Source organism: Nocardia sp. CC213A, assembly GCF_030766805.1.
In the GTDB taxonomy this organism is placed as follows: Bacteria; Actinomycetota; Actinomycetes; order Mycobacteriales; family Mycobacteriaceae; genus Nocardia; species Nocardia otitidiscaviarum.
Window position 1 is genome coordinate 43,460 of record NZ_JASFXA010000021.1, and the last position, 19,727, is coordinate 63,186.

The 19,727-nt window shown below is 70.2% G+C and carries 12 protein-coding genes and 1 tRNA gene; 6 read left to right on the plus strand and 7 right to left on the minus strand.

The window, feature by feature from the left end; translation table 11 throughout:
• Positions 1-10: 10 nt before the first annotated feature.
• A tRNA-Leu gene (locus QJS31_RS30220) sits at positions 11-95 on the minus strand.
• Positions 96-484: 389 nt separating this feature from the next.
• On the opposite strand from QJS31_RS30220, the gene QJS31_RS30225 reads away from it, so the two are divergent.
• Entirely contained in the window at positions 485-9,853 is a 9,369-nt protein-coding gene (locus QJS31_RS30225; RefSeq protein ID WP_306358292.1) for a polyketide synthase, read from the plus strand.
• A 232-nt stretch (positions 9,854-10,085) separates the two neighbouring features.
• A complete protein-coding gene (locus QJS31_RS30230; protein ID WP_282785215.1) occupies positions 10,086-10,508 on the plus strand; it encodes a holo-ACP synthase in 423 nt (140 codons plus the stop codon).
• Positions 10,509-10,622: 114 nt separating this feature from the next.
• Here the strand turns inward: QJS31_RS30230 and QJS31_RS30235 are convergent, their stop codons facing one another.
• Complete coding sequence (locus QJS31_RS30235) at positions 10,623-11,255, minus strand: TetR/AcrR family transcriptional regulator (protein ID WP_282785216.1); 633 nt, start codon at positions 11,253-11,255, stop codon at positions 10,623-10,625.
• A gap of 275 nt (positions 11,256-11,530) precedes the next feature.
• On the opposite strand from QJS31_RS30235, the gene QJS31_RS30240 reads away from it, so the two are divergent.
• Positions 11,531-12,808, plus strand: coding sequence for a hypothetical protein (locus QJS31_RS30240; protein WP_282785214.1), 1,278 nt, complete (start codon positions 11,531-11,533; stop codon positions 12,806-12,808).
• A 67-nt stretch (positions 12,809-12,875) separates the two neighbouring features.
• Here QJS31_RS30240 and bcp read toward each other — a convergent pair whose 3' ends face one another.
• Positions 12,876-13,349, minus strand: coding sequence for a thioredoxin-dependent thiol peroxidase (gene bcp, locus QJS31_RS30245; RefSeq protein WP_282785213.1), 474 nt, complete (start codon positions 13,347-13,349; stop codon positions 12,876-12,878).
• A 160-nt stretch (positions 13,350-13,509) separates the two neighbouring features.
• Here bcp and QJS31_RS30250 point away from each other — a divergent pair, with 160 nt between their 5' ends.
• Entirely contained in the window at positions 13,510-13,734 is a 225-nt protein-coding gene (locus tag QJS31_RS30250; RefSeq protein WP_282785212.1) for a DUF3618 domain-containing protein, read from the plus strand.
• A gap of 116 nt (positions 13,735-13,850) precedes the next feature.
• Here the strand turns inward: QJS31_RS30250 and QJS31_RS30255 are convergent, their stop codons facing one another.
• Entirely contained in the window at positions 13,851-14,150 is a 300-nt protein-coding gene (locus QJS31_RS30255; RefSeq protein WP_029926791.1) for an excalibur calcium-binding domain-containing protein, read from the minus strand.
• Positions 14,151-14,338: 188 nt separating this feature from the next.
• The gene (locus tag QJS31_RS30260) at positions 14,339-15,313 is read right to left on the minus strand and encodes a pirin family protein (RefSeq protein ID WP_282785211.1); all 975 of its coding nucleotides are present in this window, start codon (positions 15,311-15,313) and stop codon (positions 14,339-14,341) included.
• Positions 15,314-15,373: 60 nt separating this feature from the next.
• On the opposite strand from QJS31_RS30260, the gene QJS31_RS30265 reads away from it, so the two are divergent.
• A complete protein-coding gene (locus QJS31_RS30265) occupies positions 15,374-15,832 on the plus strand; it encodes a MarR family winged helix-turn-helix transcriptional regulator (RefSeq protein WP_282785210.1) in 459 nt (152 codons plus the stop codon).
• 61 nt (positions 15,833-15,893) lie between these two features.
• Here QJS31_RS30265 and QJS31_RS30270 read toward each other — a convergent pair whose 3' ends face one another.
• Both QJS31_RS30270 and QJS31_RS30275 read right to left on the minus strand, forming a co-directional pair.
• Entirely contained in the window at positions 15,894-16,955 is a 1,062-nt protein-coding gene (locus QJS31_RS30270; RefSeq protein ID WP_282785209.1) for a crotonase/enoyl-CoA hydratase family protein, read from the minus strand.
• Between the two features lie 81 nt (positions 16,956-17,036).
• Positions 17,037-17,534, minus strand: coding sequence for a hypothetical protein (locus QJS31_RS30275; protein ID WP_372341725.1), 498 nt, complete (start codon positions 17,532-17,534; stop codon positions 17,037-17,039).
• On the opposite strand from QJS31_RS30275, the gene QJS31_RS30280 reads away from it, so the two are divergent.
• Positions 17,533-19,719, plus strand: coding sequence for a DUF4132 domain-containing protein (locus QJS31_RS30280; protein ID WP_306358293.1), 2,187 nt, complete (start codon positions 17,533-17,535; stop codon positions 19,717-19,719). The two genes, QJS31_RS30275 and QJS31_RS30280, sit on opposite strands and share 2 nt — an antisense overlap.
• Positions 19,720-19,727 lie beyond the last annotated feature (8 nt).

Here is a 19,727-nt window from a genome sequence, read left to right on the forward strand (position 1 = left end):
ATGTGAAACGTGGTGCGCGAGGGGGGACTTGAACCCCCACGTCCGTGGACACCAGAACCTAAATCTGGCGCGTCTGCCAATTTCGCCACTCGCGCTGATGGTACGACCGTCCAAACTCTACCGGGATTGACCGGGTTAGCGAAGCACCGGTGGGGTGTGGCGTACTGGTCAGTAACCCTACCAGGGGTTATAACGATTTGGTAACCGCTAATGTGAGGGAGGCTCAACTTTCCTTCATGGGTGTAACCGCGTGGACCTGGGGGTTCAAACATGAGGCGGAGTCATGTTTCTGATCGTTCTGGGACGGACGTACCTGAATACTGCGCGGTAGGGGGTCGTGTGTAGGGGTAAACATGAGGAACCCCTCATGATTTTGTGGAATCCTCGGCACTACCAGGGCCGGGTGGCCTCGGGAAGACCTGCGCGACGAGAGCGCGGCCCCGTCCTGCGGGGGCAAGCCGCTACGAGAAGGAAGTCGAACGTCTTGACGATCAACGAGAGCACCGGGACCGGATCTAGGGCGAGGGTGGCGCGCAAGGCCTCGGAGGGTGGGGTCAGGTCGTCGCTGTTGGACAGGTTGCTGGGCGGCGCGCCGTACGCGTTGGCGTTCGGCGGGCAGGGCGCCCAGTGGTTGCGGGAGCTGGAGGAGATCGGGCGGGATTCCGCGCTCGAACCGGAGCTCACCGCGCTCGTGAACGAGGCCGCGCAGCGGTTGGAACCCGTTGCGGCGCAGCTGCTCGTGGTCCGGCCGGTCGGTTTCGATCCCATCGGCTGGATGCTCGAAGAGGAGATCGCCGACCCCGAGCAGGGTGAGGTCTCGGCGGCCCCGTCGCCGCAGATCCTGCGGTCCGCCGCGGTCTCCATGCCCGGCGTCTTCCTCACCCAGGTGGCCGCGCTGCGCGCGCTGCGGCTGCAGGGCCTGGATATTGTCGCGCAGGCTCCGGTGGCCTACATCGGTCATTCGCAGGGCCGCCTGGCCGCTACCGCCGCCGCCGCGCACGGCGAGCGGGATGCCGAGATGCTCGCGCTGGCCCAGTTGATCGGGGCCGCCGCCGGTCTGATCGCCCGCCGTCGCGGGCTGGTGCCGGTGGGCGAGCGCATGCCCATGGTCGCCGTCTCTCATGTCGACCCCGACCGGTTGCGGGCCGTGGTCGAGGAGGTGTCGGCTGATGTCGATGCGAGCAAGGCCGCCGTGGTCTCCATTCGCAACGGACGCCGCCGCGCCGTGCTCTCCGGCCCGGTGGCCCAGCTCGACCGGGTGCGGCAGCGCTGCGTCGAGATCAGCGCCGAGCAGACCCGCGACCGCGAGGCCAAGAAGCGTGGCGGCGCGGTGTTCGCGCCCGTCTTCGAGGACATTCCGGTCGAGGTCGCCTTCCACCACCCGGCCCTGGCCGAGACCGTCGAACTGGTGAGCACCTGGGCCGGGCAGTGCGGACTCGACACCGAACTGGCCGCCGCGCTGACCAAGGAGATCCTGGTCGATCCGATCGACTGGGTCGCCACCGTCGACGAGGTCGTTTCCGAAGGCGCGCAGTGGATTCTGGACCTCGGCCCCGGTGACCTGCTCACCCGCCTGACCGCCGGATCGCTCAAGGGCACCGGCGTCGGCGTGCTCGCCGCCTCCACCCGCCCCGGCCAGCGCAGCCTGTTCACCCCGGGCGCGGCCCCCGAGATCGCACCCGCCTGGGCGGAATTCGCGCCCAAGCCGGTGCGCCTGCCGAATGGCCGCATTGTGGTGGAGACCGCCTTCACCCGCCTCACCGGCCGCTCGCCCATCCTGCTCGCGGGCATGACTCCCACCACCGTGGACGCGAAAATCGTGGCGGCGGCGGCGAATGCGGGCCACTGGGCCGAACTCGCCGGTGGCGGCCAGGTCACCGAGCAAATCTTCGCCGACCGGGTCGCGGAGCTGAAGACGCTGTTGCATCCGGGCCGCGCCGTGCAGTTCAACTCGCTGTTCCTCGATCCCTACCTGTGGAAGCTCCAGCTGGGTGGCAAGCGCCTGGTGCAGCGATCCCGCAGCGCCGGTGCGCCTTTCGACGGCGTGGTGGTCACCGCCGGCATCCCGGAACTCGAGGAGGCCGTCGCCCTCATCGAGGAGCTGACCGAGGCCGGCATCACCCACGTGGCGTTCAAGCCCGGCACCGTCGCCCAGATCCGGGCCGTGCTGCGCATCGCCGACGCGGTGCCGGACTACCCGGTCATCATGCATATCGAAGGCGGTCGCGCCGGTGGTCACCACTCCTGGGAAGACCTCGACGACCTGCTGCTCGAGACCTACGCCGAACTGCGCGGCCGCGACAATGTGGTGGTCTGCGTCGGCGGCGGCATCGGCACCCCCGAGCGCGCCACCGAATACCTCACCGGCGCTTGGTCGCAGGCACACGGCTACCCGGTGATGCCGCTGGACGGCGTGCTGGTCGGCACCGCCGCCATGGCCACCCTGGAGGCCACCACCGCGCCCGAGGTCAAGCGGATGCTGGTGGACACCCCCGGCACCCCGGACTGGGTGGGCGCGGGCACCGCCAGTGGCGGAATGGCCTCCGGCCGCAGCCAATTGGGTGCCGACATCCACGAGATCGACAATGCCGCCTCCCGTACCGGCCGCCTGCTGGACGAGGTCGCCGGTGACGCCGAGGCCGTCGCCGAGCGCCGCGACGAGATCATCGAGGCGCTCGACCGTACCGCCAAGCCGTATTTCGGCGACGTCGCCACCATGACCTATGGCGAGTGGCTGGAGCGCTACGTCGAACTGGCGGTGGGCCTGGACCGCCCCAAGGACTTCGACTGCGGCGGCGACTTCGCCGACGCCATCGCCGACGCCACCCGCTCGGTCTGGCTGGACATCACCTGGCGCGACCGCTTCGCGGAGATGATGCGCCGCACCGAATCCCGCCTCAACGAGGCCGACCGCGGCGAGATCGAGACCCTCTTCGCCGATGACGCCGCCTTCGAGGAGCCGGTGCGCGCGCTGTGCACGCTGAAGGAGCGCTACCCGGCCGCCGCGGACACCGTGCTGCACCCGGCGGACGTGCCGTTCTTCATCTCGCTGTGCAAGACCCCCGGCAAGCCGGTCAACTTCGTGCCGGTCGTCGACCAGGACGTGCGCCGCTGGTGGCGCTCGGATTCGCTGTGGCAGGCCCACGATCCGCGCTACAGCGCCGACCAGGTGTGCATCATCCCGGGCACCGTCGCCGTCGCGGGCATCACCCGCGCGGACGAGCCCGTGGGTGAGCTGCTGGACCGCTTCGAGCAGGACGCCGCCTACTCCATGGTGCGCGCGGGCCTGGCCCCCGCCGCCGTGGACGGCCGCCGCCGCGCCGATATCGCCCACGGCGCACTGGATACCGTGCTCGCCGCCCCCGACGTGCAGTGGGCCGGACGCACCACCGTCAACCCCGTCCACCGGCTCGGCGATGTGCACGAGTGGACCATGAACGGCAAGGGCGCGATCCATCCGCCCACCGGCGCCACCCTCAGCGCCACCGAGGGACCCGAAACCGACCACGCCTACGTGGAACTGACGGTGCCGCTGCTGGGCGGCGCGGTAGCTGCCGCGAAAGACGCCGTGCGCATTCGCATGACCGTCCCCACCTCGGTCTACAACGGTGGCGCGCCGGTCATTTCGGAGGCCGACGCCGAGACCGCCATGTCGGCGCTGCTGGCCGTCGCCGCGGGCCAGGCGCTGCCCGAGGTGAAGACCGTCGACGGCGCGAAGGTCGCGCACGTCAACACCGCCTGGACCCCCGACCTCATCGCCGACCACGCGGGCGTCACCGGTTCCGGCCTGCCCGAGAACCTGAGCACCAACGGCCGCACGGTGCCCGATGTGCTGGTAGGCGCGTGCTGGCCCGCCGTGTTCGCGGTGCTGGGCGCGACTCGCACCGAGGACGGCGCGAGCGTCATCGAGGGCATGCTCGACCTGGTGCACCTCGACCACCGCATCGAGTTGGCGGGCGAACTGCCCGACGGCGCAAGCGTTCTCGCGGTGCGCGCCGAGGCGGGGGAGACCCAGGACACCGATCTGGGCCGGGTGGTCGAGGTGCGGGTGCGCATCACCGGCATGCTGGACAAGCCCGAAACCGGCATGTCCATGCCGACCATCGCCACCCTCACCGAGCGCTTCGCCATTCGCGGCCGCACCGGCGCTGGTGAACTCACCGATCCGCCGCGCGCCGCGGGCACCCTGTCCGCCGACGCCGCCGACACCCCGCGCCGTCGCCGCCGCGATGTCACCATCACTGCGCCGCGCGCCATGGCCGCCTTCGCGCAGGTGTCGGGCGATCACAACCCGATCCACACCTCCGATGCCGCCGCGAAGCTGGCCGGACTGGGCAGCCCGATCGTGCACGGCATGTGGCTGTCGGCCGCCGCGCAGCACGCCGTCTCGGCCATCGACTCGGCCGACAAGCTGCCGCCGCGCACGCTGACCGCGTGGACCACCCGCTTCCTGGGCATGGTGCGGCCGGGTGCCCAGATCGACGTGCGGGTCGAGCGCGTCGCGGTCGATCGCGGCAGTGAGGTCGTCGAGGTGTCCTGCCGCACCCGCGGCGCGGGTAATGGTGACAGCGGTGGGGATCTGGTGATGACCGCCACCGGTCGCCTCGCACCGCCCAAGACCGTCTACGCCTTCCCGGGACAGGGCATTCAGACCAAGGGGATGGGTCTGGACGCGCGCACCCGCTCCAAGGCAGCCAAGGAGGTCTGGGACCGCGCCGACAAGCACACTCGCGAGGCCCTCGGCTTCTCGATTCTCGCTGTGGTGCGCGACAATCCGACCTACCTCAAGGCGCGCGGCGTCGAGTACCGGCATCCGCAGGGCGTACTGCACCTGACCCAGTTCACCCAGGTCGCCATGGCCACCCTGGGCGTCGCTCAGGTCGCGGAACTGCGGGAGGCCGGAGCCTTCGTGGATGGCGCGATGCTGGCGGGCCACTCGGTCGGCGAGTACAACGCGCTCGCCGCCGTCGCCGGGGTGCTGCCGCTCGAGGCCGTGCTCGAGGTGGTGTTCCAGCGCGGCTCCGCCATGCACGAGCTGGTGCCGCGGGATGCCCAGGGCCGCAGCGACTATCGCATGGCCGCCATCCGCCCCTCGCAGATCGGCGTGCCCGACGCCGCGGTGATCGACTTCGTCGCCACCGTGGGCGCGAAGGCGGGCGAATTCCTCGAGGTGGTCAACCTCAACCTGCGCGGCTCGCAGTACGCCATCGCGGGCACCGTGGCCGGACTCGAGGCCCTGGAGGCCGAGATCGAGCGCCGCCGTGTCGAATTCGGCGGTAAGCGCGCCTTCGTACTGGTGCCCGGCATCGACGTGCCGTTCCACTCGACCGTGCTGCGCGCCGGGGTGCCGGAGTTCCGGCACAAGCTCCAGGAGCTGTTGCCCGCGGACCTGCACCCGGAACTGCTGGTCGGACGCTACATCCCGAACCTGGTGCCGCGCCCGTTCTCGCTGGAGCGCGAATTCATCGCCGAGATCGCCGATTACGTGCCGTCCGAACCGCTCGCCGAGGTGCTGGCCGACTTCGACGACTGGGCCGCGCGTCCCACCGAACTGTGCCGCGTGGTGCTGATCGAGCTGCTGGCCTGGCAGTTCGCCAGCCCGGTGCGCTGGATCGAGACCCAGGACCTGCTGTTCACCGATACCGCCCACGGTGGCCTCGGCGTCGAGCGGTTCGTCGAAATCGGTTTGGCCGCAACGCCGACCGTGGCCAACCTCGCGACGAACACGCTCAAGCTGCCGATGTTCGCCAACACCGCGGTCGAGGTGCTGAACATCGAGCGTGAGGCCGGTGTGGTGTACTCCACCGACACCGACCCGGCCCCGGTGGAGGAGCCGGAGGAGGCCCCGGCCGAGACCGCGACGCCCGCCGCGGCCGCCGCGCCCACTGCCCCCAGTGCCGCTCCGGCCGCCCCGACCGGCGGCCCGACTCCGGACGACATCGCCTTCTCCGCCGCCGACGCCACCCGCGTGCTCATCGCGCTGTGGACCAAGCTGCGGCTGGACCAGATCGGTCCGGTGGACACCATCGAGGGCCTGTGCGACGGCGTCTCCTCGCGCCGCAACCAGCTGCTGGTCGACCTCGGCTCCGAACTCTCCCTCGGCGCCATCGACGGCGCCGCCGACGCCGACATGGGCGCGCTCTCGGCCACCGTCGACCGCCTGGCCCGCACCTACAAGCCGTTCGGCTCGGTGCTCTCCGATGCCATCGGCGACCATCTGCGCAAGGTCTTCGGCCCTTCCGGCAAGCGTCCCGCCGCCATCGGTGAGCGCGTCAAGAAGGTGTGGGGGCTCGGCGACGGCTGGGCCAGCCACGTCACCGCCGAGGTCTCGCTCGGCACCCGCGAGGGCGCGTCCGTGCGCGGCGGCGATCTGGGCGGGCTGGTCTCGGGCGCGCTGGGCGACGGTGCGGCCGTGGACGCCGCCATCGACGCCGCCGTGCAGGCCGTGGCCGCTCGCCGGGGTGTCGCGGTGTCGATGCCGTCGGCCGGTGGTGGCGGCGGCGCGACCGTCGACGCCGCCGCGCTGGGCGAGTTCACCGAGCAGATCACCGGCCGCGACGGCGTGCTGGCGCAGGCCGCCCGGGTGATCCTGGAATCGCTGGGCCACGCCGAACAGCTCTCCGCACCGGAGGCCACCGACGACACCCTGGTGGACCTGGTCTCGGCCGAACTCGGTTCGGACTGGCCGCGATTGGTCGCTCCCGCCTTCGACGCCCGTAAGGCTGTCCTCATCGACGACCGCTGGGCCAGCGCCCGCGAGGATCTCGCGCGGCTGTGGCTGGGCGGTGACGCCGGACTGGACGAACTGCCGGTCGACGGCTACGTCGGTGCCGGAGAAGCGGTTGCCGCGCAGGCCAACTGGTGGCGTGAGCGCGCCATGCACGAGGCCCGCTCGGTGCTGGCCGGTCTCTACGGACGCATCGCCGCGGCCGCCGTCGAGGTGACCGAGCCCGGTGTCTGGTCCTCGGAGATCGCCGTGATCACCGGTGCCAGCAAGGGTTCCATCGCCGCGGCGGCCACCGGGCGGCTGCTCGGCGGCGGCGCGACCGTCGTCGTCACCACCTCCAAGCTCGACGACGCCCGCCTGGCCTTCTACAAGCAGCTCTACCGCGACCATGCCCGCCACGGCGCCGCGCTGTGGGTGGTGCCCGCGAATATGGCCTCCTACAGCGATATCGACGCCCTCGTCGAGTGGGTCGGCAACGAGCAGACCGACACCGCGGGCGGCGCCAAGGTGCTCGTCAAGGAGGCCATGACCCCCACCCTGCTGTTGCCCTTCGCGGCGCCGCGGGTGGCCGGTGACCTCGCCGACGCCGGAGCCCGCGCCGAAATGGAGATGCGGGTGCTGCTCTGGTCGGTCGAGCGCCTCATCGGCGGACTGTCCAAGCTGGGCGCGGACCACGACGTGGACGCCAAACTCCATGTGGTGCTGCCGGGTTCGCCCAACCGCGGCCTCTTCGGCGGTGACGGCGCGTACGGCGAGTCCAAGGCCGCGCTGGACGCCGTGGTCGCCAAGTGGCGGGCCGAGAAGTCCTGGGCGCAGCGGGTCACCCTGGTGCACGCCCTCATCGGCTGGGTGCGCGGCACCGGCCTCATGGGCCACAACGATCCGCTGGTCGAGGCCGTGGAGAAGGCGGGCGTGCAGACCTGGTCCACCCAGGAGATGGCCGATGAGCTGCTCAAGTGGTGCACCGAGCGGGCGCGCGGCGTCACCGCGCAGGGACCGCAACAGATCGACCTGACCGGCGGCCTGGCCGGGGCCAAACTGGATCTGTCCGCGCTGGGCAGGGAGGCCGCGGAAGCCGCGGCGGCCGAGGAGGATACGGCCGCGAAGGCCGCGACCATTCCGGCGCTGCCCGCCCCGCCGACCATGGTGTCGTCGGCGCTGCCGGTACCCGAATGGGGCGCGGTGACAGCCGATCTCGACGATATGGTCGTCATCGTCGGTGCGGGCGAACTCGGCCCCTACGGCTCGGCGCGCACCCGCTTCGAGATGGAGGTCTCCGACGAGCTCTCCGCCGCGGGCGTGCTCGAACTGGCCTGGACCACCGGACTGGTCACCTGGGAGAACGAGCCCAAGCCGGGCTGGTACGACACCGAAACCGGTGACTACGTAGACGAATCCGAGCTGGCCGAGCGCTACCACGACACCGTGGTGGAACGCTGCGGCGTGCGCCGCTACGCCGACGACGGCGCGATGATCGACAACACCGCCCCGCTGCTCACCTCGGTGTTCCTGGACAAGGATCTGACCTTCGTGGTCAACAGCGAGGCCGAGGCGCGCGCCTTCCACGCCGCCAACCCGGAGCAGACCGTCGTCACGCCGATCGAGGGGGCGGGCGACTGGCAGGTGACCCGCAAGGCGGGCACCGAGATCCGGGTGCCGCGCAAGGCCAAGCTGTCGCGCTTCGTCGGCGGCCAGATCCCCACCGGCTGGGATCCCACCAGGTGGGGCATCTCGGCCGATATGGCGGGCTCCGTCGACCGGGTGGCGCTGTGGAACATCGTCTGCACCGTGGACGCGTTCCTGTCCTCCGGCTTCAGCCCGGCCGAACTCATGAGCTGGGTGCACCCGGCCATGGTGGCCAACACCCAGGGCACCGGCATGGGCGGCATGTCCTCGATGCGCTCGCTCTACATCGACAACCTGCTCGGAGAGCCGCGCGCCAACGACATCCTCCAGGAGGCGCTGCCGAATGTGGCGCTGGCCCATGTGGTGCAGAGCTACGTCGGCTCCTACGGCGGCATGGTGCACCCGGTCGCGGCCTGCGCCACGGCGGCGGTCTCGGTCGAGGAAGGCGTGGACAAGATCCGGCTCGGCAAGGCCGATCTGGTGGTGGCCGGCGGCTACGACGATCTCGGCATCGAGGGCATCGTGGGCTTCGGCGACATGTCGGCCACCGCGGATTCGGCGGCCATGAGCGCCAAGGGCATCAGCGACCGCTACTTCTCCCGGGCCAACGACCGTCGTCGCGGCGGGTTCGTCGAATCCCAGGGCGGCGGAACGGTGCTGCTCGCCCGCGGCAGCGTCGCGGTCGAGATGGGCCTGCCGGTGCTCGGCGTGGTCGCCTTCGCGCAGTCCTTCGCCGATGGCGTGCACACCTCGATTCCGGCTCCCGGGCTGGGCGCGCTGGCCGCCGGTCGCGGCGGTCCGGAGTCGAAACTGGCTGCCGAGCTGAAGAAGCTGGGCGTCGCGCCGGACGAGATCGCGGTGGTGTCCAAGCACGACACCTCCACCGCGGCCAACGATCCCAACGAGTCCGAACTGCACGAGCGGCTCGCCACGGCGCTCGGCCGGTCCGACGGCGCACCGCTGTTCGTGGTGTCGCAGAAGACCCTCACCGGCCACGCCAAGGGCGGCGCGGCGGCCTTCCAGCTCATCGGCCTGTGCCAGGTGCTGGAGCAGGGCGTGATCCCGCCCAACCGCAGCCTGGACTGCGTGGACGCCAAGATGCGCGAGTATCCGCATCTGGTGTGGCTGCGCGAACCCCTTGCCGTGGGAGATCGCCTGCCGCTCAAGGCCGGTCTGGTCACCTCGCTCGGCTTCGGCCACGTCTCCGGGCTGCTCGCCGTCGTGCACCCGCGGGCGTTCGTCCAGGCCATCGACCCCGAGCGGCGCGACGAGTACCTGCGCAAGGCCGAGGAGCGGAAGCTGCACGGCCGCCAGCGCTTCGTCGAGGCCATGTGCGGCGGCGCGCCCCTCTACGAGCGCCCGGCCGACCGTCGCCTCGGCGGCGACGGCACCCCCGCCAAGCAGTCCCGCCAGCTCGAGGCAGACGTCCTGCTCACCCGGGACGCCCGCCTCGGCACCGACGGGGTCTACATCGCCCAGCGGGGTCCGGCCTGTAGCTGACCGGAACCGGCTGCGCTTGGGCAGTCTGCGCCAGGGGCGCAGGGTGGGCAAGCGCAGCCCCCTCCGACGCCGCGCTGCCTCCCGGACCCGGGAACGCTTGCGGCGCAAACCAAAGCACTGCTGTCAGCCAGCGGAACCGATCGACTACCAGCGGAGCCTACGGACCCGTAGGCTCCGCTGGTATGTTCAGCCGACCACGACTGCACACCGACCGACGAGGAGCTGCGGCGCGTTGACGATCCTGGGTATCGGACTGGACCTGGTGACGATCTCGGAGTTCTCCGAGCAGTTGAAACGCACCGGAACCACCATGTTGCGGGAAAGCTTCACCGCGGGGGAGCGCCGTTACTGCGAGAGCAAGTCCACCGATTCGGCCCGCAGCTACGCGGCCCGCTGGGCGGCGAAGGAAGCGGTGCTCAAGGCGTGGGCCTCCTCGCGTTTCGCGCGCAGCCCGCAGGTCGGCGACAACCCGTACCCGCTCATCGAGGTGGTCAACGACGCCTGGGGCCGCCCCAGCATCCGATTGCACGGCCTCGCCGCGGAATTCCTGCCGCGCGTGCGAATCCACCTGTCGCTCACCCATGACGGCGACACCGCGGCGGCCATGGTGGTGTTGGAGGATCCGGGCGAGCTGGCTGATCTCATCGGCACGTAATTCTGATCGGCACGTAGTCCGCCGGACACGTATTCGCAGCGCGCCATGTGTGTACGCCCGCGCGCATCCTCTGCCGAGCCGCCGATGCGCGCAGGGCAGAGCCGCCGCATGCGGCTAGCTCCCCGCGCCCTTCTGCCCGCCCGTGCGCGATTCCTTCTCGGCGATCAGCAGATACGCCACCATGAGCCGCTTCAGCTCCGCCACCGCCGCATCGTGGCTGAGCCCGTCCTGCACCGAGAAGTTCAGCATCGAGTACACGACGTGCACCAGCACCTGCGCCATCATGGACCGGCGGGCGCGGGGGGTGCGCGGCATCAGCGGCCGCAGCATCTGCGCCACCACCTCCGCGAACTCCTTCTCGTGAATCGCGCCGGTGGCGCGGGTGGACGGCGTGGACTGCATGGCCAGCCACACCTCGCGCCGGGACGGGTCGGTCATCCACAGCTGCGCCATGTGGTCCACGAAGCTGTTCATATAGCGCAGCCAGTCCATGGACGGCACTTCCCCGTGGAAGTTGGCGAGCTCCTGCGAAACCGCCACCAGGTCTTGGCGATTGAGTTCGCAGACGATCACGTACTTGTTGGCGAAGAACTGGTAGAGCGTGCCGATGGGCACTTCCGCGCGGGCCGCCACCTCTTCACAGGTGAAGGATTCGAAGCCGACCTCGACGAGCAGTTCCCTGGACGATTGGAGCAGTGCGTCGAATTTCCGTTTGCTCCGTTCCTGCGTCGGGCGGCGGCGGGGCATCAACTCTTGCGGGTCGTCCTGCAACTCCAACGCAGGGTCGGGCCTCGGCGTTGCCCTCGCTCCCGTGCGCGTTTCCACGTTCAACAGGCTACTGGTAGCGACACGCTGATGACACGCGGCGGTGTCCTGCGTGTTTTCCGAAGGCCCATCGGTTATGACCAATCCGCGCCGAGTGTGGCGTCGAACACTCATTGCAGCTGCTTATAGCGGCTGGACTCCAACGCGCTAGGCGGAAGGCTGAATCTGTGGTTGTTCCTGCGGTAGTTCGATCAGCGGTGACCATCGGTGTCTCCACCGAACGCGGCACCGTCCATGCTGTGGCGCTCGCGGACGACGGCGACAAGCTGCCCGAGCGAGTGCTGCTGCACCTCACCGGAAGGGTCGGCGGCGAGACCAAGGCGGACCTCGCCGCGGCTGTCGAGGCGGTCATGGATGCCGTCGCCGACAAGATCGGTCCCGATCGCGACGTCGTGGGGGCCGCGGTCGCCTACCGCGATGCCGCCGAGCGGCGCGCGATCGTCACCAGGCTGGCCTCCGGGCGCTGGCACGAGGCGTCGCTGGTCTCGGCCAAGTCCTCGCATCTCGCGGCCGCGCGGGCCATGACCTGGGTGGACGAATTCGAGGATCTCGCCATCTGCGAGGTCGTGCCCGGCTTCCAGGCGTTCTCGCTCATCGACGGGGATCGCACCCGGGTGCTGGCGGCGGTGTCGCTCAGTGGCGGCGCGGCCACCGAGGAGACCATGCGAGCCGCCGTGACCGCGGCCTGGGATCAGTTCGACGCGGCCGGGGTGCGTCCCGACGCTGTGGTGCTGATCGGTTCGGCCGCAAGCGAACCCACCGTGGTGGCGGCGCTGGAGGCCGGATTCGGGGCGCCCATCATCCCGTGCGCGGTGGCGGCGCAGGCCCCGGCCATCGGCGCGGCACTGGCCGCGCTGCCGGAGGTCGAGTACGCGGGCGAGGCGGCCGAGCGGATGAAGCGGACCCGCGGCACCGCGGCGCTGTTCGCGGCGGCCAGTGTGCTCGCGGGCGGTCTGGTGGCGGGCGGGGTGTACTCGGCCAGCGGCAGTTCGCGCACGGTGCCCGAACCCATGCTCACCGACGCCCGGATCAATGCGGACGGTGGTCACCGCGGCCCGCATCCGGCCATCGCCGATTCCGGTTCGGCGGTCGGTTCGTCCAATGAGACGCACTGGGAACCCGCGGTCGTCGAACCCTCGGAGGCAGGTGCGGTGCTGGAGGAGGAGTCCGCGGCCGAGCCGACCGTGGTGACGCTGGATCCCGGTACCTCCGGCTGGGGTCCGGTGGACTCCGAGCCGCTCGGTCTCATGGGTCCCAAACCGCTGCTCGACGCTCCCGCGGAGCGCGAGACCGGCGTGGGCCAGCAGTCCATCATCCCCGCACCGACCAACCCGGTCGGCGCGCCGGACGGCTTCGGTCTGTTCCCGGGCGAGTCCGCTCCGCCGCCGCTGGGCACGCCCGAATTCCAGAGCTGGTGGGACAGTCACTGGGCGATGATGCTGAAGTGGGCGGTGCAGCTGTTGCCGCGCGTATAGCGCTGTAGCACAGCGGAACCCGCGCGAAGGTCCGGCCAACCGACGGATGGCCGGACCTTCGTCGTGCTCAGACCGCCAGGTCGCGACGGAGTTTGGCCACGTGCCCGGTGGCGCGCACGTTGTACTGGGCGGCCTCGATCTTGCCGTGCTCGTCCACCAGGAAGGTGGAGCGGATCACGCCGGTGACCTTCTTGCCGTACATCGTCTTCTCGCCGAAGGCGCCCCACGCGGTGAGCACCTCCTTGTCCGGGTCGGACAGCAGCGCGAAGGTGAGCTGCTCGTTGTCGCGGAACTTGGCCAGTTTGGCGGGTTTGTCGGGGGAGATGCCGACCACCTCGATGCCCGCGCCGTTCAGTTCGGCCAGGTTGTCGCGGAAGTCGCAGGCCTCCTTGGTGCAGCCGGGGGTGCTCGCCGCCGGGTAGAAGTACACGATCACCTTGCGGCCCTTGAAGTCGGACAGGGATACCGGATTCCCGTCCGCGTCGGGCAGGGTGAAGGCGGGGGCGGTGTCGCCGGGACTGAGGCGGTGATTCTCGGTCATGCCAGCACGCTAGCCGATCCGGCACCGGGCTATACACTCGCTGGCAGGCCGGCGCACATCGGGTTTGCCCTACTCACCACGGCGGATGTGGCGATGGGCGGCCGGCTGGCGGACGACGATCGCGCCGCCCAACGGGAGCGGCCTGAGACAGGAGTGTGACGTGGCGAGGGATACCGAGGACATTCAGCGCGAGATCGAGGCCGCGCGGCACCGGCTCGCGAACACCCTCGACGAGCTGGCGGTGCGTGCCGATCCCCAGCGGCTGGCCGACAACACCAAGCAGGCGTTCGTGGCGAAGGTGAACGAGCCCAAGATCAAGTACAGCCTCATCGGGGCCGGGCTGCTGTTCCTCCTGCTGCTGTTGGTGAAGATCTTCCGGGACTGAGAGCGGTCCCGCCGCCGATCCGGGTCACCGGTACGGGCAGGTATGCGGAGAAATGCCGAACCCCCGGTGCGATCGAGGCACCGGGGGTTTCTGTCTGAGTGCGATGGCGTCGCGAATCAGACCGTGGGGCAGGCGAAGCCGTCGCCGTCGGGGTCGAGGTGCGGGCCGTATCCGGGCTCGCCGCGGAAGAGGGGTGCGTGCCCGGCGGCGCGGGCGTCATCGCAGTTGCGGTAGGAACCGCCGGCCGAGCCGGTCTGCGACAGCTGGGCCGAGCCGACCGCGGCCGAGCCGGTGTCGATGGTGGACGAGCCGGTGCCCGAGGATCCGGCGGGAACCTGGGCGACGGCCGCCGCGGCGGGGGCGAGAGTCGTCAGACCCGCGACGCTGGCGGTGACGAGGAGCCTGCGAACGTTCATGTATTCCTCTGTGTTTTCGTGCGCGATGGACGGGGCGGACCGGCTCGACGCGGGCGCCACCGCTGCCGGGAACGGCACGGTGGCCGGTCCGGTCCGCCGTCCACCATCACAACGGACCGTTGCATTGTCAACCGGTTGCGCTATTCATCCAGGCAGAAGCATTGCATGCAGGCCCGTTTCGCCGCGTTTCACTCTCCGAGGCGGTGCCCCGTGCGGTGCTCCGCGGGAATCTGGCCCATTCGCCCGGCTTGGAAATCCTCGATGGCGTCGATGATTTCCTGTCGGCTGTTCATGACGAACGGTCCGTACTGTACGACCGGTTCCCGGATGGGTCGACCGCCCAGCAGCAGCACTTCCATATCGCCGGTGCGCGTTTCTTGTTTCGCGTCGGCGGTCACGGTGAGCGAATCGCCGTGCCCGAGCACCGCCAACTGGCCCGCCGTCACCGGCCGGCCGCCGACCGCGCCACTGCCGGAGACCGCGTAGACCATGGCGGTGAAGTCGCGTGGCCAGGGCGTTTCCAGCCGCCCGCCCGGCGTGATGGAGGCGTGTGCGTAGGCGATGGGCGTATGGGTCGACCCCGGTCCGGAGAATCCGCCGATATCCCCGGCGATGATCCGCACCAGCGCCCCGCCGTCGTGCGAGCTGACCAGGGTCAGTTCGCTCGCGCGCAGATCCTGGTAGCGCGGCGCGGCCATCTTGTTGTCGCGCGGCAGGTTCACCCACAGCTGGAAGCCGTGCATCCGGCCGCCGTGTGTCACCAGTTCCTCGGCGGGCAGCTCGTCGTGCAGGATGCCGGACCCGGCCGTCATCCACTGCGTATCGCCCTCGCCGATGACGCCTCCGCCGCCGTGCGAGTCGTGGTGGACCATGCTGCCGTCGAGCACGTAGGTGACGGTCTCGAAACCGCGATGCGGATGCCAGGGCGCGCCCTTGGCCTCGTGCGGTTCGTAGGTGACCGGGCCCATCTCGTCGAGCAGGATGAACGGGTCGGCGGTGCGCAGGTCCACGCTGGGGAAGGGGCGCCGCACCTCGAAGCCCGCGCCCTCGCGCTGGCTGTGGGCGGTGACCAGGGTGCGGACGGCACGCTCGCGTCCGGTGGCGGCGTCGGGGCGCGGGAGCCGCGGCAGCACCAGGATGTTGTCGACGGTGATGGCGGGCATGGAAACCTCCTGTGGGCCTGTTGGTGTCCATGTCAACCATTAGCGGCTAAGATCTATTCCATGGTGCGTTGGCTGAATGACGAGGAGCAGCAGACCTGGCAGTCCTATATCCGGATGCGCCAGCGTCTCGACGCCGCCATCGCGGCCGGGCTGGCGGCCGACGGGCTCTCACCCTCGGACTACGAGATCCTGGTCGCGCTGTCGGCACACGGCGGAGAGCTGCGCGCCAAGGATCTGGGTGCGGAGATCTGCTGGGACAAGAGCCGCCTGTCCAAACACCTCGCCCGGATGGACGGGCGCGGCCTGGTGTCCCGGTGCCCGGCCACCGATGACGCGCGGGGGCGCGAGGTGCGGCTGACCGATGCGGGTCGCGCCGCCCTGGAACACGCCGCGCCGAATCATGTGGAACTGGTCCGGCGGGCCTTCATCGACCATATGACCGACGCCGAGGCGGCGGCGCTGCGCTCGCTGGGGGAGAAGGTGGCGGAGGCGGTCGAGCGCGAGGGTGCGCTCGACTAGCGTTGCGGGAGCCGTACCGAGCCCGCGGTGGATCGCGGTGGTCGTCTCCGGTCGTGCGGCGCTATTCCGCTGTGGTGGCGGGGGTCTCGCTTCGGTCCCGCGCGAACTGCGCCCGCTTCCAATCGCCGAACGGTTCGTCGCGCTCCCGGACCGCCTCGCGGAATCCCGCTGTCATGGAGCGCATCTGGAAGGCGTACCCCTCGCGCGTATGCCGCGAGACACCGTCGAACACCGTGCTGACCATGCCCGAGTTGGCTACGCCCTGATTGAGCAGCGCGCTGTTGAGCGCCAGCTTGGCCATGATGAGCTGGTTGATCGGCACCAGCGAGATCCGGCGCAGCAGTTCTTCGGTGCGCTCGTCGAGCCGCTCGGCGGGCGGTGCTTCGATGGCCAGCCCCCATTCGGCGGCCTGCTTGCCGCTGAGGCTGTCGCCGGTGAACAGCAGTCGCTTGGCGCGCTGATCGCCCACCCGATGCGCCCACATGCCCGCGGCCGGAATGCCCCAGGTGCGGGTGGGGGGATAGCCGAAGCGGGCGTCCTCGGCGCAGACGATCTGATCGGCGAACAGTGCGATATCGGTTCCGCCCGCGATGGCGAATCCGTGCACCTTGGCCACGGTGGGTTTGTTGGCGTACAGCAGGCTGGCGAAGCCGCGGTTGAACCGCGACATCATCTGATAGTCGACCATGGGGTCCCAGGTGCCGCGGGGGTCGTGGTTGCGCGCCTGGACCACCGGGTCGAGCACGCTGCCGTCGGCCGTCCCGCCTGCCGGTCCGAAGCCGCCGCTGCCCGCGCCCTCGGCGAAGATGGACAGGTCGTAGCCGCCGCAGAAGCCCTTGCCGCGGCCGCTCACCACGATCACGTGCACCCGCGGATCGAGATCGGCCTGCTCGACCGCGGCGGCCAGTTCGATCGGGGTGTCGGAGGTGATGGCATTGCCGTGCTCGGGCCGGTTGAAGGTGATGCGGGCGATGCGGCCGGTCACTTCGTAGGTGAGGGTGCGCGCGGTGTAGGAGTTCACCGGTTCGGGCCGATCCGCGAACAGCGAATCCGCGCCGCCGGTCAGGTCGTCGCGCCAGGCCGCGGGGCGGGTACCGGCATGGTTCTCGTCATCGGGGGACACCCAAGCAGTGAACGCCAGTTCATTTCTTGATGTCAAGAGTCGACATGATTCCGGCACCGCGTTCGTACGGCCGGGGGCGGATCAGTGTTCGCCGGTGACCCACGGTTTCACCGGCGGCTTCACCCAGGTGATCTTTTCGTCGGCATGGCTGCGCCGGGCCGCGGGGTGGTCCGGATGCCGCGCCGCCCACGCATCCTTCGCGTCCAGCAGTCGCGCCACCACCTGCCATGTCTCCTCGCTGCCGGGCGGATTCACCCCCGCCTCCCGCGCCAGCTTGCGCAACTGCGCCATGGGCAGCTCCCGCAGCTCCGCACTGCTGATATCGCGCAGCCAGACATACGCCGCCAGCCGCCGCGCCTTGTCCAGGCGCGCGTGTTCGGCGGCCTTGCTGTGGGCGTAGTCGTCGTTCTCGGCGTCGTTCATGGTCCAGGCTTTCGAAGGGGGCGATTCCAGGGTAGTCCCGGCCACCGACAGCGCCGCGGCGACCGAGCCATCGGTGGCAATACGACCGTGCCGGGTGTCGGGACGCTGCGGCATACTGCCTGAAACCTGCTCGGAGAACGGAAGATCGACACGCATGAGCGCAGCACTGCCCGAACTGTTCGTCGACCCGCTGTGGGAGCAGCAGGCCCGGGCCGCCGCCGCGGCGGCGGCGGCCGAGCGAGCGAAGGAGATACCGCTGGTACCCGGCCTGAAACCGCCCACGGAGCGGAGCGCCGTCTGGGAACCGGGTGAACGGGAGGGATGGCTGCGGCTCGCGGACCGGTTGCGCCCGGCCAGTGCCCTGATTGGTGCCGAGGACTGGGGTCAGGTGGTGCGGGCCTACCGCGACGGCGCGATCACCCGCCCCTCGTATCAAGCGAATATGTTCGGTGCCGCACCGGTCGAACTGGTGGCACCGCTGCTGCCGGAGTGGCAACCGCGCCTCACCGGAATCGGGGCGGGACACGATCTTCGGATGCTGGCCGCCCGGTTCGAATGCGACGCGCTGCACGTCATCGTCTCGAATGCCAAGTCCAACGCCTACGACAACGGCCCGGCGCTGGTGCCCTTCCTCGAGGTCGAGGTGGCGCGCCTGATGGCCGACTGGTTGGTGCGCTTGAAATCGGCGCAGCGGATCGCTCGCGGCTGGTTCAGCCGGCACGGTCTCACGGCCGTGCCCTATCTGGTGCCCGACGCGCTCGCCAAGCGCCGGCTTCCGCGGGAAAAGGCCACGGCCGCATTGGCTCTCATTGCCGAGACGCACGGAGTGGCCGAGGTCGTGGCGGCTGCCCGCGTGTTCGGCGAGGAGACGGCGGCCGGGGTCGCGCGACTGCTGAGCGTCGAGACTCCCGAGGTCGTGCAGACCGGACCGGTGGACAAACCCGCCAAACCGCCGAAGCTGCCCTGGCTGAATCGCGACGAGCTGCCCGAGGTGCGCCTGCACGACGGCAGCCCCCTGTCCGCGACCGCGCGGGACAATCTGATCGGCGGGCTCGCGCTGTCGCCCGGCTACCGGTGGAACGGTCCCGCGCAGGCCTATCCGGGGCTGCGAGAAGCCGTGGAGCAGTGCGATTCCCGAACGCTGGCCGCCTTCGGCTGGGCGCTGTTCGAGCAGTGGCTGCACGCCCGTATGCCCGCCCGCAACGCCTGGGTCGTCGATCAGTTCTGCTGGCTGGCCGATGACGCGGCCGTCGAGCGGTTGGGCGCGCTGCTGCTGCGCTGGCCGGGTGCGGGCAGCGACAAGCATGCCATCGGCGTGCTCGGAGCCATCGGTACCGACATCGCGTTGCTGCACCTGCACCGAATCTCCCAGCGCGCCAAGGCTCCCGGCCAGCGAACCACGGCTGAAGGCTGTCTGCACCTCGCCGCCACCGCACGCGGCCTGACCGCCGACGAACTCGCCGATCGCCTCGTGCCCGACCTCGGTCTGGACGCGGACGGCACCCTGCTGCTCGACTACGGGCCGCGCCGCTTCACCGTCGGATTCGACGAGCAACTGTCACCGTTCGTGATCGACGAGTCGGGCACGCGGCGCAAGACGCTGCCCAAACCCGGCGTCAAGGACGACGGCGAGCTCGCACCCGCCGCTTATGAGCGCTTCGGTGTGCTGAAGAAGTCCGCGCGCGGTGTGGTCGGCGATCAGATTCTCCGCTTGGAGCGGGCGATGGTCACGCAGCGACGCTGGAGCGCAGCCGAATTCGACCGGTACCTGGTGACGCATCCGCTGCTGCGGCATCTCGCACGCCGTCTGGTGTGGACGACCGGCGAGACGAATTTCCGGCTGGCGGAGGATTTCACGCCGACCGATATCGAGGATGCGCCGGTGGGGCTCCCGGAATCGGCGCGTATCGGCATCGCCCACCCACTCGAACTCGGCGACGCGGTCGCGCGCTGGGGTGAGGTCTTCGCCGACTACGAGATCACCCAACCGTTCCGGCAGCTCGGGCGGCCCGTGTACGCGCTCACGCCGGAGGAGCGCGCCACGCGCCGGATCCGGCGGTTCGACGGGGTCGAGGTCTCGGTGGGTGCGCTGCTGGGACTCACTCGCCGGGGCTGGGACCGGGCGGCCGCGCAGGACGGCGGCGTCCAGCCGGGCCTGTACCGCGCGCTGGGTGCGGGGCTGAAGCTGATCGTCGAGCTGGATCCGGGCATCGTCGTCGGAGCCGTCGACATCCACCCTGTCCAGAAGATCACCGAGATCTGCTTCACCGCAGGCGATCTCGACACGTTGACGGAGGTGACCGCCTCGGAGGTGCTGGCCGATCTCGCCGGTCTCACCTGATCGGCGAA

Excerpts from the sequence above, each read along its gene's own strand:
- QJS31_RS30235 (WP_282785216.1), bottom strand. The coding sequence starts at position 11,255 with ATGCCCCGCCGCCGCCCGACGCAGGAACGGAGCAAACGGAAATTCGAC.
- bcp (WP_282785213.1), bottom strand. The coding sequence starts at position 13,349 with ATGACCGAGAATCACCGCCTCAGTCCCGGCGACACCGCCCCCGCCTTC.
- QJS31_RS30255 (WP_029926791.1), bottom strand. The coding sequence starts at position 14,150 with ATGAACGTTCGCAGGCTCCTCGTCACCGCCAGCGTCGCGGGTCTGACG.
- QJS31_RS30260 (WP_282785211.1), bottom strand. The coding sequence starts at position 15,313 with ATGCCCGCCATCACCGTCGACAACATCCTGGTGCTGCCGCGGCTCCCG.
- QJS31_RS30265 (WP_282785210.1), top strand. The coding sequence starts at position 15,374 with ATGGTGCGTTGGCTGAATGACGAGGAGCAGCAGACCTGGCAGTCCTAT.
- QJS31_RS30280 (WP_306358293.1), top strand. The coding sequence starts at position 17,533 with ATGAGCGCAGCACTGCCCGAACTGTTCGTCGACCCGCTGTGGGAGCAG.
- QJS31_RS30275 (WP_372341725.1), bottom strand. The coding sequence starts at position 17,534 with ATGCGTGTCGATCTTCCGTTCTCCGAGCAGGTTTCAGGCAGTATGCCG.